This window comes from Micromonospora sp. PRAS1 (assembly GCF_059553435.1).
In genome coordinates this window covers 152332-165742 of the sequence record NZ_JCANNB010000007.1, presented here as the reverse complement: position 1 = coordinate 165742, position 13411 = coordinate 152332, and the positions used below count along the sequence as shown (strand labels likewise).

Genomic DNA, 13411 nt, shown 5'->3' with positions numbered 1-13411 from the left:
GGTCGGTGTTTATGGCCCCGGAAAGCACGGAAATAGACCCGTGTCAGGTTGAACAAGCTGAAGGAGTGCGTCGGTCATGAATCTCGCCACTGGTTGTGAGCGGAAGCCGTGAACGGCCTCGACGGCACGCAGCCGATGTTGCTGCCGATGGGGCGGCCCCGGTCGGGCATGTGCAGCGTCCTGATCCACCCGGCCGGCGGCGGCCTCGGCGCGTACGCGGGGGTGGTGCTGAAGCTGGGTCGTCGTGGACCGGTGTTCGGCATCCGCGGCCACGGACTCGCTCCGGGCGAGACGCCGGACGCCACCGTCGCCGCGATGACCGACCGGTACCTGGACCTGCTGGCCACCCTGCCCAACCCGCCCGACCTGCTCTTCGGCTGGTCGCTCGGGGGCGTGGTGGCCTGGGAGCTGGCGGCCCGGCTGAGTTCCTCGTCGGGCCGGCGACCCCGGGTCGTGCTGGTGGACAGCCCGTCGGCCGGCATCGACCGCGACCCGGCGGCCGCGCGACGCTGGCGCGAGCGGGTCCGCGCGTCCCTGACCGAGGACGGCGGATTTCCGGCCGAGCGGGTCGCCCGGACGGTCGAGGCCCACCTGGACGCGGTCACCGCCTACCGGGTGGCGAGCCGGCACGACTGCCCCACCCTGCTGCTGCCCTGCGCCGACGAGGAGAACGCCGACCATCTCGCGGCGTGGCGGTCGGCGACCTCCGAGCTGACTGTGCGTCCGCTGCCCGGCGGGCACTTCACCGCCTTCGACCGGGAACGGCTGCCGCTGCTCCTCGGCCACCTCGACGAGTTCCTCGCCGCCACGGAGGTGGCCCGTGCCTGACGCCCTCCTCACCGACGCACGGGCCGCGTACGCCGCCGCACCTCCGGTCGGCGACCCCGCCTACCGGCGCTACTGCGCGGCGCTCGCCCGCCGGCTCGTCGCCGACTGGCCGCGGATCGCGGCGGCCAACGCCGAGGACGTGGCCGAGGCCGAGCGCGCCGGCATGACCCCCACCCTGGTCAACCGGCTCCGGCTGACCGAGGTCCACCGGGACCGGATGGTGGCGCTTACCGAACAGGCCCGCCGGGAACTCGACGCGGTGGTCGAGGTCGAGGTGCCGGTCACCGGCGCGGCACGCGCCGTGCACCGGGTGCCCCGCCCGCTCGGCGTCGTGCTGATGGTCTACGAGGCCCGGCCCACGGTCACCATCGACGGTGCGCTGCTGCCGGTCGTGGTGGGCAACGCCGTCCTGCTGCGCGGCGGGCGGGAGACCGCCGCCACCAACGCCGCGCTGGAACGGGTCGCGCACGCCGCCCTGGCCGACGCCGGCCTGCCGACCGGGCTGGTCACCGTCCTCGACGACCCGAACCGGCGGCTGCTGCGCGCCCTGCTGAAGCGGCCCGACCAGGTGGACGTGCTGATCCCGCGTGGCAGCCCGGCGCTTGTCGACGCCTGCCGGAGCAGCGCCATCCCGCTGATCGCCAGTGGCGGCGGGGTCAACCACCTGTACGTGCACCGCAGCGCCGACCTGGACCTGGCGGCCCGGGTGACGCTTGACAGCAAGCTCCCCGAACCGGCTGGCTGCACCTCGGTGGAGACGGTTCTCGTCGACCGGGCCGTGGTCGATGCGTACCTGGAGGCGTTGGCCCGACGGCTCAAGGAGGCCGAGGCGACGCTGACCCTCCGGGTGGCGCCCGGCGTCGCCGCTCCGGTCGCGCCGGGGCTGCGGACCGAGCCGCTGGGTCCGCACGACGTCGGCCGGGAATTCCTCGAACCGGTGGTCGCGCTGGTAGGCGTCGACGGTCCGGCCGCCGCCCTGGAACACATCCGGGAGCACGGCTCCGGGCACACCGAGGGCGTCCTGGCCCGTGATCCGGAGGTCACCGACGCGTTCCGGCGCTCGGTCGACGCCGCGATGGTGGTCGTCAACGGCTCGCTGCGGCTGCACGACGGTCCCACCCTCGGCCTCGGTGCCGAGATCGCCATCGCCACCGGGCGGCTGCACGTCCGTGGCCCGGTGACTCTCGCCGCGCTGGTCACCTACAGCTACGTCACCGACGCGGCCGGAGCGCTGCGCGGCTGACCCGTGTTCCGTCCGCCCACCCCTGGAGAGGGAGATCATGCCTGCGCACCTGTCGCTCGACCGGTCGGCCGTCGCCACCGTCGTCAAGAAGGTAGTCGTCGCCGAGTCACGCCTGTCCGTCCCGCCCGAAACCATCGCCAACGACGAACCCCTCGTCGGTGACCTGCTGCACGTCAACTCGCTCGGCTTCGTCGGCATGCTCGTGCGGATCGAGGACGAACTGGACGTGACGTTGCCGGACGACCTCTTCGTGGGCCGCAGTTTCCGCACCGTCGGTGACCTGATCGACGTCGTCACCGCCGCGGAGGTGCAGCCGTGACCGCCGAGGCACCCACCCGCTGGCGCAGCGTCCTGCCGTACCTGGCCGAGCCGCTGCCGCCGGACGTCACGCCGCGCCGGGAAGGCGGCGAGGTCAAGATCAACCTTCCGGTCGAGCTGGTCCGGCAGAGCGTCTCCACCCGGGAGTACTGGGACATCCCCGCTACGGTGGTCGAGCGATACCGGCAGTACCGGCCCACCCCGCTCTGGCGCGCCCGTGGCTTCGAGGAGGCCGTCGGCGCCCGGGTGCCGATCTACGTCAAGAACGAGGGCGTCAACATCTCCGGCAGCCACAAGCTCAACACCGCGCTGGCCCAGGCCCACTACTACCGGCAGGCCGGCGTGGCGGAACTGGTCACCGGCACCGGCGCCGGCCAGTGGGGCACCGCGATGGCCGCCGCCTGCGCCCTCTTCGGGCTGCGCTGCCGGGTCTTCATGGTGGAGTCCAGCCTGCGCCGCAAGCCGTACCGGGGGGTGCTGATGCGGATGCTCGGCGCCGAGGTGCACGCCAGCCCGAGCGGCCTGACCAAGGTCTCCGCCAGCGAGGAACTCGCCGCCGGCAACAGCCTCTCCCTCGCCATCGGCGAGGCCGTCGAGTACGCCGCCGACCACGACGGGGTCGCCTTCTGCATCGGCAGCGGCGAGACCTACAGCATCCTGCACCAGTCGGTGATCGGCTTGGAGGCGGCCGAGCAACTGGCCGATCTGGACGCGCGGATCGACACGGTCGTCGGCTGCGTCGGCGCCGGCTCCAACTTCGGCGGCATCGCGCTGCCGTTCCACGCCGCAGCCCGCGCCGCCGGCACCGAGGGGCCCCGGCTGGTGGCCGCCGAGTCCAGCAGCACCCCGAAACTCACCCGGGGTGTCTACGCGTACGACAAGACCGACGCGACAGGCAGCGGCCCGATGGAGGCGATGTACACGATCGGCAGCGACTACCAGATCCCCGACGCGCACACCGCCGGGCTGCGCTTCCACGGCGCGGCGAAGCTCATCTCGGCGCTGCGGCACACCGGTGACGTGGACGCGGTGGCGGTCAGCCAGGCCGACGCCCTCGACGCGGGACGACTGCTCACCCGGCACGAGAGCGTGCTGCCCGCCCCCGAGTCCGGGCACGCCCTGGCCGCCGCCGCCCGGATCGCCGCCTCCGGCGAGGCCCGCCAGGGCGTGCTGGTCTGCGTCAGCGGGCACGGCTACCTGGACCTGGCCGCGTACGAGCACTTCCTGGCCGGTGGGGTGGAGGACCAGTCCCCGTCCGACGAGGCCCTGGCCCGCGCGGTGGCCGGCCTGGCACCGGTGGAGATGCGGTCATGACCGCCGCCATCGCCACCGGGGTCCGGGCCGACCTGCTCGACTGCATCCAGGCCAACCTCGCCGTGCTTGCCGACAGGTGGGGGGAGCCGGAACGGCACCTGGCCCTCGGTGCGACGCTGCGCTTCCAGCCGCGTCCCGGCCCGGACGGGTTGCCCACGGTGGACCCGCCGGTGCCCGAGCACCTGGCCGAACTGACCCGACAGGTCGGCCTGCTCGCCCAGCACCAGCAGCGCGGCCTGGGCCCGGAAGGCCTGCGTGAACTGGCGGAACGTACGGCGGTGGTGTACGCGGTCGGCGACAGTTACCGCATGCCGTGGCTGCCGTACGCCGGCCGCAGCCACATGGAGCACAGCTTCCTCGTCGCGCTGCACGGCGAGGAGGCGCTTGTCGGCGACGCCTACGACAACGAGACCGCCTGGGGACCGGCGCGACCGGGCAGCTGGACGCTGCCATGGGCGCAACTGCCCGTCGTCGACCTGGCCGTGGTCTACACCCTCGCCGACGGGTATCGGGCACCCACCCCCTCGGTACGCCTGGACGACCCGACGGCCTACCTGGAGGCGTACGCCCGGCACGGTGATCCGGTCGCCGCGGCCCGGCGGCTCACCGCCGAGACGTGGCTGATGAGCCGGGCCCGCAAGCTGCACACCGCGTACCGCCTGCACCGGGGGGAGTGCCTGGACGCGGAGGCGCACCTGCACCGCTGGGACCAGCTCACCGCCACCGCCTTCATCGCCCTGCGCCGGGTGGAGCGGGGCCGCCCCGCCCCCGGCACGCTGCTGACCGACCTGGCCGCAGCCCTCGCCGCCGACCGGGACGTCTTCGCGACCCGGCCCGACCAGTTGGAGAAGCCGTGAACCAGACCTTCCAGGACCTGCTCGTGCCCTTCCTGCCCTACCTCAACGGTCGACCGATCACCGAGGAGAGTCGCCTGCACGACCTCGGCCTGAACTCGATGAAGGCCATCGACCTGCTCTTCACCATCGAGGACGAACTCGGTGTGTCGCTGCCGGACGAGGATCTCAACGACGCCACCTTCGCGACCGCCGGCAGCCTCTGGCGGGCGGTGGAGCGGGCCGGTGCCGACCAGCGCCCGAAGGTGGCGCTCTGATGACCCTCCAGACCATGCTGGACGGCCCGGCGGCGGACGCCCCCCGGGTGCTCGACGCCCTCGGTCCCGGTGCGACCGGGCCGGACGTCTGGCGAGCGCTGGGCAGCGCGGGGCTGCTCGCGCAGGTGTACCGCGACGGCGATCCCCGGCAGGGGGTCGACCCGGCGGCGCTCGGCGCGCTGCTGACCGCGGTCGACGAGCGCTGCCCGGTCGGGACCACGCTGGCGGTCTGCGTGCCGTTGGCCACCTGCCTGCCGCTGCTGGCCGGCCGGGCCGGCCCCGCCGCCGCGACGCCGGCGGACCCGGTGTGTGGCGATGCCGGCCCCGCCGCCGCGACGCCGGCGGACCCGGTGTGTGGCGATGCCGGCCCCGCCGCCCGGCTGCTGGCGGAGGCGCTGCGCGGCGACGCCGTGGTGGCCCTGGCCGCCACCGACGACGTCGCCGGTTGCGATCTGGCCTCGCTCGGCACGACCGTGGCGCTGCACGAGGACCACGTCGAACTCACCGGCAGCAAGCGCTGGATCACCAACGCCACCCGCTGCGACGCGGCGCTGGTGCTGGCCCGACACCGGCCTGGCCCGCACTTCACCAACTTCACCTGGCTGCTGGTGCCCGCCGACGCCCCCGGCGTACGCGCCGAGGCGGCGGAGACCGACCTGTTCGACGGCTCGGGCACCGGGCACCTCTCCTTCGACCGGGTCCGGCTCGGTCGCGACCAGGTGGTCGGCGGGATCGGCCGGGGGATGAGCGGGTTCGCCGCGCACATCGCGGTCGAGCGGCTCGCCGGGGCATTGTGGGCGGTCGGGCTCTGCCGGCGGGTGCTCGCCGACACCCTGCGGTATCTCCAGGACCGTCGGTACGGCGACGGCACCCTCTGGCACCTGGAAGCTGTCCGCCAGCGGTACGCCGCCGCCCTGCTGCCCGCCCGCCAGCACCGGGCGCTCACCGACAGCCTGGCCGAGGCCGTCGCCTCCGGGCGGGACGCCGTCGCGGCGGCGATGCTCAAGGCCAGCGCGGCCGGCACCCTCGAACGGGTCCTTGACGAGTGCGCCCACCTCCAGGGGGCGTACGGCTTCCGGACCGGTGGGCCGCAGCAGCTACGCGCCCAGGCCGCCCTCTTCGGTATCGGCGGCGGCACGACGGAGGTCGTGCTGTCGGTGATGGGTGGCGCCGCCACCGACATCCTCGCGGGGCTGGACCGATGAGGGCGCGCGAGGTCGGCCCGGCGGTCTGGGCGGCGGCCGGCACCGCCACGACCGAGGGCACGACGCGGGCGGACCGGGCGGCCGCCCGGCAGATGGCGCCCTGGCGGGCCCGGCAGTTCCTCGGCGGGCGGGCCCTGCTGAGGTCGCTGCTGGCCGAGGTGGTGCCACCGGCCGCCGGAGCGGAGCTGGTGTCCGGGCCGAACGGCAAGCCGGTGCTGGCCCGCTGGCCCGCCGTGGGCGTCAGCATCTCCCACGACGAGGAACAGGTGGCGGTCTGCGTGGCCGCCGGCCGGCGGGTCGGTGTCGACGTACAGACACCACCGGATCCGGTCCCGGTGCCGATGTTGCGCCGGTGCGCCCGGCGGTACCTGGCCGAGCTGGCCGCGCTGCCGCCCCGCCGCCGGGACCGTGTCTTCACCGAGATCTGGGCCGTCCAGGAGGCCTGCGTCAAGGTCGACGGCTCCGGCATCGGTGGACTTCCGTGGCGCATCGACGTGCCACCGGACGCGGACGAGGGCGCCTGGCGTGGAGTGCGCTGGCGCAAGGTACGCGACCTGGTGGGCCCGCCCGTGGCGTGCGCGTGGGACGGGGGGCAGCGATGATCCCCGAGCTGTCCTGTTACAGCACCGCACTCGTCGACCACCTCGGTCCGGTCGCCGCCGACCGGCTCGCCGACGCGGTGCACCTCTGGGTGCGCCTCGACGCCCCGGACGGCGTGCTGGCCTTCTCCCACCACGACCGGATCGACGACGGCACCCTGGCGTACGCCTGCACCGGCGACTGGGCGACCGCCCGCGCCGCGTTCGCCGAGCAGCTCGCCGAGCGGGGCTCGGTGATCGTGGTCGGCAACACCTGTCACCTGCCCTGGTCGCCGCAGCACCGGTCGCAGTCGGTCGCCCACTGGCTCGTCCTACGGGAGCAGCGGGACGGCCGGTGGCGGGTGAGTGACCGGTTCGCCGCGCTGCTGCCCGCCGGTGAACAGCGGCCCTTCACCGGCTGGCTCGACGACGCCGAGCTACGGACCGCGCTGACGCCCCTCGGCCCGCGCGAGCCGCACCAGCACAACCGGGACGTCTACGCGTTGGGTGTGCCCGTCGAGGTGGGCGACCCGGAGCAGTACCGGTGGCTGCGACCCGGTGGCAGCGGGGAGATCGCCTGGCCGGGCGAGTGGCGACGCGAGCCGGCGGCGGTGCTGGCCGGGCTGCGGGACCGGTTCCTCGTCGACGAGCAGGCCCTGCACCGGCACGCCGACGACCTGTGGGCCGCCGCCCGGCACCACTGCCACCGGCTGACCCGGCACGGCGATCCCACGCTGGCCGCCGCCTGGGCCCAGCTACCCAAGGCGCTGCGGTTCGCCGCCGACTCCGCCCGCCGCGGTCGCCCCCGCCCCGGGGTGCTCACCGAGTCATTCGACCGGCTCATCGAGCTGACAACCAGGACAGAGGTGTACCGATGATCAGCCTTGACACGGCCATCGACGAACAGGTCTTCCGCGCGGCCATGTCCCGGCTGGGCAAGTGCGTCGCGATCACCACGGCGTTCGGCCCGGCCGGCCCGGTGGGCTGCACCACCACCTCGCTCATGTCGCTCTCGGTGGCGCCGCCCAGTGTGCTGCTGGCCTTCCGCACCGGTGGCCGTACCCTCGCTGACCTGCTCGCGGCCGGTCGGTTCGCGGTAAACGTGCTCGCCCGCGACCAGGATGAGCTGGTCCGCCGCTTCGCCGCCGGCAGCCCTCGGGACCGGTTCGCGGCGGTGGAGTACCGGCTGCACGACGGCGTGCCGCTGCTGCGCGGCGTCGCCGTGACGATGCTCTGCCAGCTGCGCGAGTCCCTCACCGCGGTGGACCACACGCTTGTCGTCGGCACCGTCTGCGAGCTGCGGACCGGCCCGGACGAGCCGCTGGTGCTCGTCGGTGGTCGACCGCACCGCGCCGTGCCCGACCTCCCCACCCCACCGCTGCCCACCGACAACTGCTGAACAGGAGGCCCGCATGTCCCCGGACCGAGCCCGCGTCGCGCACCGCCCCGACGAACGTTTCGACGAGTTTCTCCTCGCCGCGGCGGGTACCCGACCGGAGAGCCCGGCCGTGGTCGAGTACGTCGACGGCGGCACCCGGCACACCACCTTCGGTGAGCTGGCCGCCGCCGCCGAGCGCCACGCCGCCGAACTCGACCGGTACGGCCTGGACGTCGGCGACCGGGTCATGATCGTCTCGGACACCTCGGCGGAGGCCATCGCGCTCCTGCTGGCCTGCTCGTCGCGGGGGCTGCCGTTCGTGTCGGTGAGCCCTGAGACGCCTGCCGAGCGGCGGGCCGCGATCGCGGCCCTCGCCGAACCCGCGCTCTGCCTGTTCACCGCCCCGCCCGCCGACACCGCCCCCGGTCACGGCTGGTTCGGACCCGACGGCATCCAGGTGCCGGTCCCGCCGGAGCCCCGGCCCCGCCGGCGCCGGAGGGTGACCCCGACCGACCCGGCCTACATCATCTTCACCTCCGGCACCACCGGTCGGCCGAAGGGCGTGGTGATGAGCCACCGGGCGGTGGTCTCCTTCTACCGGGGCATGCTCGCCGAGCACATCGTCGAGGCCGGTGACCGGGTCGCCTCGACCGCGCCGCTCCAGTTCGACTTCTCGCTGCTCGACATCGGCCTGGCCCTCGGCAGCGGCGCGGCGGTGGTGCCGGTGCCCCGGACGCTGCTGCGCTGGCCCACCCGCTTTCTCAAGGTGCTGCGGACCACCCGGGCCACCCAGGTCAACGGCGTACCGTCGATCTGGCGGCAGGCGCTGCGGCACGTCCCCGACCAGATCGCCGAGCTGACCGACCTGCGTGGCGTGCTCTTCTGCGGCGAGGACTTCCCGCTGCCCGAGCTGCGCCTGCTCCAGCGGTTGCGCCCGGCTGCCCGGCTGGTCAACTGCTACGGGGCGACCGAGTCGATGGCGGCCAGCTTCGCCGACGTGCCGAACCCGCTGCCCGAGCAGCTCGACCGGCTGTCGATCGGCGCCGGACACGCCGGTGCCGAGTTGCTTGTCGTCCGGGACGGCGAGGTCGTCGACGAGGTCGGCGTCGTCGGCGAGATGTACCTGCGCAGCCCGGCGCTCTTCTCCGGTTACTGGGGTGACGCCGAGGCGAGCGCCGCCGCCCTCGTGCCCGACCCGGTCGAACCGCGCTCCGGCGAGCGGGTGCTGCGCACCGGTGACCTGGCCTACCGGGGCGTGAACGGGGAGTTGCGGTTCTGTGGACGGGTGGATTCGCAGGTGCAGATCCGTGGCAACCGGGTGGAGTTGGCCGAGGTGCAGCGGCGCCTGCTGGAGTTCCCCGGGGTGACCGAGGCCGCGGCGGTGGTGGTGACGCCGCCGGGCCGGGACCCCGAGTTGGCCGCGTTCGTGGTCCTCGCCGCCGACGCGCCGCCGGTCGAGGAGAGCGCCATCTTGGCTTTCTGCCTGCGGTCCATGCCGTCCTACATGGCGCCGAGCCGGATGCGGGTGGCCGACGCGCTGCCGGTCAACCAGCACGGCAAGACCGATCAGCGCAAGCTGCTCGCCGCACTCGCGGGGGAGTGACCGGGGCGCTCAGTCCTCCCGGATCACCTGTTCGGCGGCGGCGAGCACGACCTCCAGAGCGGGGTGGCGGGCGCTGCTGCGCCGCCACACCGCCTGGGTGAACGTCTGCATCGGCGGCCGCCAGGGCACCTTGCGCAGGACACCCGCCGCGATGTCCCGGGAGACCGCGACCTCGGGCAGCAGCCCGGCACCCACCCCGTTGGCGACGCTGCGCTTGACCGCCTCCAACGAGTTCAGCTTCAGCATCCGCCGGGGCGGGGCCGGGAAGGGGGTGTCCTGGAGCGGGAAGGCCAGGCACTGCCGGGCGTCGACGTCGGAACAGACAAGCATCGTGCTGAAGATCTCCGCGCGGTCGGCGGGTCGGCCGGCACCGTTCTCCGGCGCGGCCACCAGGGCCAGCGGTTCCGGTCGGAGAATGCTGAACTCCAGATCCTCGTACGACTGCTCCACCCCGATCAGGAATGCGCAGTCCAGCTGCCCGTCACGGAGGCGGTCCACGGCGTCCTGCGGCTCCAACGAATGCAGTGAAAAATCGATCTTCGGATAGCGTACGCACAGGTATTCGATCAGCGGCAGCAGTCGGTGATTGGTGAGCGTCTCCGGCGATCCCACGCTGACCCGACCGTTCGGCTCGCCAGGGCCGGTGACCGCTCGTCGCGCCTCGTCCGCCAACCTGACGATCTCGCGGGCATAGGGAATTAGGGCCCGCCCGGTCCTGGTCGGCCGGACCCGGCCAGGCAGCCGGTCCAGGAGGACCGCCTCCAGCGACCGCTCCAGGGTCTTGATCCGATGCGTGATCGTGGGTTGGCTCACCTGCAGGCGGACCGCAGCCCCGGTGAAACTTCCGACGTCCACCGTGGTCAGGAGCGCCTGAAGTTGACGAGTGTCCACAGCTTCTCCCGCAGCACGAACCGTGCCCGGGCATGCCCGGGCGACGATCAAATCCAATGGGGGTGCCGAGTCTGATGAGCGGCGTTCTCGGCCCGATTGCTTAGCGCTCACGATAATTGCCGTACGTGAATTTTCTCTTCGCTGACCGTAACACTTGCGAATCAGAACGTGCAAGCGCGGTAATCGATGTTTAAGCCCTGGCAGAATGGGTAAAGCTGCGGCGCCTGCCAGGTGGCGGGGCATTTACCAGGGTGTGGAGTGTCCAGCGTGCCGCCTCGATCGTCCCGGTGCAGAATGTGGTCCGGAGGTGATTGATGTGGCCGATCGGGAAAATGTGCCGAAACTGTGTCAGGTGGTGCTCGACTGCACCGATGCCAGGGCGCTCGCGGAGTTCTACCGGTCGCTGTTGGGCCTGACGTACGGCGAGGGCGACGAGCCGCCGGAGCCGGGGCAGGCGGACGAACGCGGCGACGACTGGCTGGTGCTGCGGACCGCCGACGGCACCCCGCAGTTGGCCTTTCAGCAGGTCGACAAGTTTCCGGAACCGACCTGGCCGGACGGTCCGGTGCCGCAACAGCTGCATCTGGACCTCAGCGTGACCTCCATCGAGGAGCTGAAGGCGCAGCACGAGCGGGTGCTGGCCCTGGGCGGTCGCCTGCTCTCCGACCAGAAGAACGGCCCCGACGAACCGTTCCGGGTCTACGCCGACCCGGCCGGGCATCCGTTCTGCATCTTCGTGGCCTGAGCAGGGACGGGCCGCCCCGGTGTCCGGGGCGGCCCGATCGTTCGGTGCGGCCGTCCTACCTGGTCGCGCAGATGGCGTACGCCTGCACGTTCCAGTTGCTGGCGTAGGGGTCCTCCTCGTACGCGCCCGCGGTGACCGCGGTGGGTGCGGTGATGGCGTTCCCGTTGGGCCGGAAGTCGTCCACCTCCACCTCACCGAGCGCGCCGTTGAGCTGGAAACCCGCCCCGGTCATCACCTTCACGCCCGGGCAGGGGGCCGTGACGGAGCGGGGGTCTGTCGAGTTGTGCGGGCTGCCCACGACGATCCGGACCAGCCCGGGGAGCGGGTTGGCGCAGATCGCGTACGCCCGCACGTTCCAGTTGCCGAAGAAGGTGTCCGCCTCGTACGCGCCCACCGTCACGGCGGTCGGTGCGCTGATGGCGCTGCCGTTCGGCCGCAGGTCGTCCACCACGCCCTCACCGGCGACACCGGTCATCTCGTAGCCGGTGCCGGTGAGTTGCTTGCCGGTGGGGCAGGCCGCGGTGGTGCTGTGGAAGTCGTTGGAGTCGGTGGGGCTGACCGTCGTGACCCGGACCAGCCCGGGCAGCGGGTTGGCGCAGATGGCGTACGCGACGACGTTCCAGTTGCCGGCGAGAGGATCCGCCTCGTACGCGCCCACCGTCACGGCGGTGGGCGGGCTGACGGGGCTGCCGTTGGGCCGCAGGTCGTCCACGATGACCTCGCCGGCGCCGCCGTTGATCTCGTAGCCGGTGCCGGTGAGCACCTTGCCGGCCGGACAGGTGGCGGTGACGGTCCGGAAGGAGGAGGAGTTGGTGGCGCTGAGGGCGGAGATGCGTACCAGGCCGGGTACGGCGGCGGTGGCCGAGGTGGCCGGGGCGATCAGGGTCGCTCCGGTGACACCCAGTACGAGGGCGAGCGTACGCGCGACGAGACGGCGGTGTCCGGTGTGATCTGACATGGTGCTGCTCCTGTTCCGCTACCCGCGAGGCGGCGGGCGGTGGCGGCGCCGATGCCTGGCGTCGCCACCCCGATCTCACGCGGGGTGAAGCAATGGCTGACTCACGCTACGTATTTGCGCCACCAGGAGTTATCCGAGATCCGACTACTGTCGGTAATTGGCAACTCGGCCGGTTGGGCGGGTGCGCGACAGCGCCGCCGCGAAGCGGCGCGGCACGGCTGCTACCGTCCCCGGGGTGGACAGCCCTTCGGGTCGCCTCTACGCGATCAGTGATCTGCATGTCCGGTACGCCGAGAACCGGGAGTTCGTGACCGGCCTGCGGTCGTCGTCCGATCGGGACTGGCTGATCGTCGCCGGGGACGTGGGTGAAACCGAAGAGCAGGTGGCCTGGGCGCTGGAGTTGCTCGCCAAACGGTTCGCCACCGTGCTGTGGGCGCCGGGCAACCACGAACTGTGGACGATGCCCGGCGGTGACCCACTGCGCGGGGTGGCGCGGTACGAACGCCTGGTCGAGGTCGCGCGCGGGCTGGGCGTGGTCACGCCGGAGGATCCGTACCCGGTGTGGCGCGGGGTCGGCGGGCCGGTCGTGGTGGCTCCGCTCTTCCTGCTCTACGACTACACGTTCCTGCCGCCCGGCTCGACGACGAAGGCCGAGGCGATGGCCCGGTCCGAGCAGAGCGGTGTGATCTGCACCGACGAGATGCTGCTGCATCCGGACCCGTACCCGAGCCGGGAGGCGTGGTGTGCGGCGCGTGTCGCGCAGACCGCCGCCCGGCTCGACGAGATCCCGTCCGAGTTGTCCACCGTGCTGATCAACCACTGGCCGCTGGTCCAGGAACCGACCCGGGTACTGCGCTACCCGGAGTTCGCCCAGTGGTGCGGCACGGTGCGCACGGCCGACTGGCACACCCGGTTCCGGGCCGCCGCAGTGGTCTACGGGCACCTGCACATCCCGCGTACGACCTGGTACGACGGCGTGCGGTTCGAGGAGGTGTCGCTGGGCTACCCCCGGGAGTGGCGCCCGCGATCGACGGCACCGAAGCTGCGCCGGATCCTCCCCGTCGACGGCTGACCCCGCGGGGCGCGGCACACGCGCCGCCCTCGCCCGACCCCGGATGCCGCCGGCCCGTCCGTCCGGCGGCGGTATCGCCACGGTTGGGTGATTTGAAAGCGACAAACCCACACATTCATGTCCGGTGAGACAGGGTGCCAGCAGGTGGACGCCGACCGTCGGGGTCA

General features: G+C 72.8%; 15 protein-coding genes. 13 read left to right on the top strand and 2 right to left on the bottom strand.

The window, feature by feature from the left end; genetic code table 11:
- Positions 1-108 precede the first annotated feature (108 nt).
- Genes AC507J_RS09390 through AC507J_RS09340 form a run of 11 tightly spaced genes read left to right on the top strand, consistent with a single transcriptional unit; the run spans position 109 to position 9578 of the window.
- Complete coding sequence (locus AC507J_RS09390) at positions 109-828, top strand: alpha/beta fold hydrolase (protein WP_496288689.1); 720 nt, start codon at positions 109-111, stop codon at positions 826-828.
- Positions 821-2071, top strand: coding sequence for a glutamate-5-semialdehyde dehydrogenase (locus tag AC507J_RS09385; RefSeq protein WP_496288688.1), 1251 nt, complete (start codon positions 821-823; stop codon positions 2069-2071). Before AC507J_RS09390 ends, AC507J_RS09385 begins: the two co-directional genes overlap by 8 nt.
- A 37-nt stretch (positions 2072-2108) precedes the next feature.
- Positions 2109-2390: an acyl carrier protein gene (locus AC507J_RS09380; protein WP_496288687.1), complete on the top strand. Its 282-nt coding sequence runs from the start codon at positions 2109-2111 to the stop codon at positions 2388-2390.
- Positions 2387-3703: a TrpB-like pyridoxal phosphate-dependent enzyme gene (locus tag AC507J_RS09375; RefSeq protein WP_496288686.1), complete on the top strand. Its 1317-nt coding sequence runs from the start codon at positions 2387-2389 to the stop codon at positions 3701-3703. The genes AC507J_RS09380 and AC507J_RS09375 overlap by 4 nt, the downstream gene beginning before the upstream one ends.
- Positions 3700-4560 (top strand): acyl carrier protein, encoded by an 861-nt coding sequence (locus AC507J_RS09370; protein WP_496288685.1) that lies wholly within the window; start codon positions 3700-3702, stop codon positions 4558-4560. The genes AC507J_RS09375 and AC507J_RS09370 overlap by 4 nt, the downstream gene beginning before the upstream one ends.
- Entirely contained in the window at positions 4557-4814 is a 258-nt protein-coding gene (locus tag AC507J_RS09365) for an acyl carrier protein (protein WP_496288684.1), read from the top strand. The genes AC507J_RS09370 and AC507J_RS09365 overlap by 4 nt, the downstream gene beginning before the upstream one ends.
- Positions 4814-6019: an acyl-CoA dehydrogenase family protein gene (locus AC507J_RS09360; RefSeq protein ID WP_496288683.1), complete on the top strand. Its 1206-nt coding sequence runs from the start codon at positions 4814-4816 to the stop codon at positions 6017-6019. The genes AC507J_RS09365 and AC507J_RS09360 overlap by 1 nt, the downstream gene beginning before the upstream one ends.
- Positions 6016-6621 (top strand): 4'-phosphopantetheinyl transferase family protein, encoded by a 606-nt coding sequence (locus AC507J_RS09355; protein ID WP_496288682.1) that lies wholly within the window; start codon positions 6016-6018, stop codon positions 6619-6621. Before AC507J_RS09360 ends, AC507J_RS09355 begins: the two co-directional genes overlap by 4 nt.
- On the top strand, positions 6618-7475 hold the full coding sequence (locus AC507J_RS09350) for a hypothetical protein (RefSeq protein ID WP_496288681.1): 858 nt from the start codon (positions 6618-6620) through the stop codon (positions 7473-7475). Before AC507J_RS09355 ends, AC507J_RS09350 begins: the two co-directional genes overlap by 4 nt.
- Positions 7472-7996 (top strand): flavin reductase family protein, encoded by a 525-nt coding sequence (locus AC507J_RS09345; RefSeq protein WP_496288680.1) that lies wholly within the window; start codon positions 7472-7474, stop codon positions 7994-7996. Before AC507J_RS09350 ends, AC507J_RS09345 begins: the two co-directional genes overlap by 4 nt.
- A gap of 13 nt (positions 7997-8009) precedes the next feature.
- Positions 8010-9578 (top strand): AMP-binding protein, encoded by a 1569-nt coding sequence (locus tag AC507J_RS09340; protein WP_496288679.1) that lies wholly within the window; start codon positions 8010-8012, stop codon positions 9576-9578.
- A gap of 9 nt (positions 9579-9587) precedes the next feature.
- Here the strand turns inward: AC507J_RS09340 and AC507J_RS09335 are convergent, their stop codons facing one another.
- Positions 9588-10469, bottom strand: coding sequence for a LysR family transcriptional regulator (locus AC507J_RS09335; protein ID WP_496288678.1), 882 nt, complete (start codon positions 10467-10469; stop codon positions 9588-9590).
- Between the two features lie 316 nt (positions 10470-10785).
- Between AC507J_RS09335 and AC507J_RS09330 the strand changes: the two genes are divergently transcribed.
- Positions 10786-11214 (top strand): VOC family protein, encoded by a 429-nt coding sequence (locus AC507J_RS09330; protein WP_496288677.1) that lies wholly within the window; start codon positions 10786-10788, stop codon positions 11212-11214.
- Positions 11215-11269: 55 nt separating this feature from the next.
- Here the strand turns inward: AC507J_RS09330 and AC507J_RS09325 are convergent, their stop codons facing one another.
- Positions 11270-12172: a hypothetical protein gene (locus AC507J_RS09325; RefSeq protein ID WP_496288676.1), complete on the bottom strand. Its 903-nt coding sequence runs from the start codon at positions 12170-12172 to the stop codon at positions 11270-11272.
- 235 nt (positions 12173-12407) lie between these two features.
- Here AC507J_RS09325 and AC507J_RS09320 point away from each other — a divergent pair, with 235 nt between their 5' ends.
- Positions 12408-13244: a metallophosphoesterase family protein gene (locus tag AC507J_RS09320; RefSeq protein ID WP_496288675.1), complete on the top strand. Its 837-nt coding sequence runs from the start codon at positions 12408-12410 to the stop codon at positions 13242-13244.
- Positions 13245-13411 lie beyond the last annotated feature (167 nt).

Bases quoted from the DNA above. Each gene is read 5' to 3' on its own strand.
- AC507J_RS09380 (WP_496288687.1), top strand. From the start codon at position 2,109: ATGCCTGCGCACCTGTCGCTCGACCGGTCGGCCGTCGCCACCGTCGTC.
- AC507J_RS09370 (WP_496288685.1), top strand. From the start codon at position 3,700: ATGACCGCCGCCATCGCCACCGGGGTCCGGGCCGACCTGCTCGACTGC.
- AC507J_RS09360 (WP_496288683.1), top strand. From the start codon at position 4,814: ATGACCCTCCAGACCATGCTGGACGGCCCGGCGGCGGACGCCCCCCGG.
- AC507J_RS09355 (WP_496288682.1), top strand. From the start codon at position 6,016: ATGAGGGCGCGCGAGGTCGGCCCGGCGGTCTGGGCGGCGGCCGGCACC.
- AC507J_RS09350 (WP_496288681.1), top strand. From the start codon at position 6,618: ATGATCCCCGAGCTGTCCTGTTACAGCACCGCACTCGTCGACCACCTC.
- AC507J_RS09345 (WP_496288680.1), top strand. From the start codon at position 7,472: ATGATCAGCCTTGACACGGCCATCGACGAACAGGTCTTCCGCGCGGCC.
- AC507J_RS09340 (WP_496288679.1), top strand. From the start codon at position 8,010: ATGTCCCCGGACCGAGCCCGCGTCGCGCACCGCCCCGACGAACGTTTC.
- AC507J_RS09325 (WP_496288676.1), bottom strand. From the start codon at position 12,172: ATGTCAGATCACACCGGACACCGCCGTCTCGTCGCGCGTACGCTCGCC.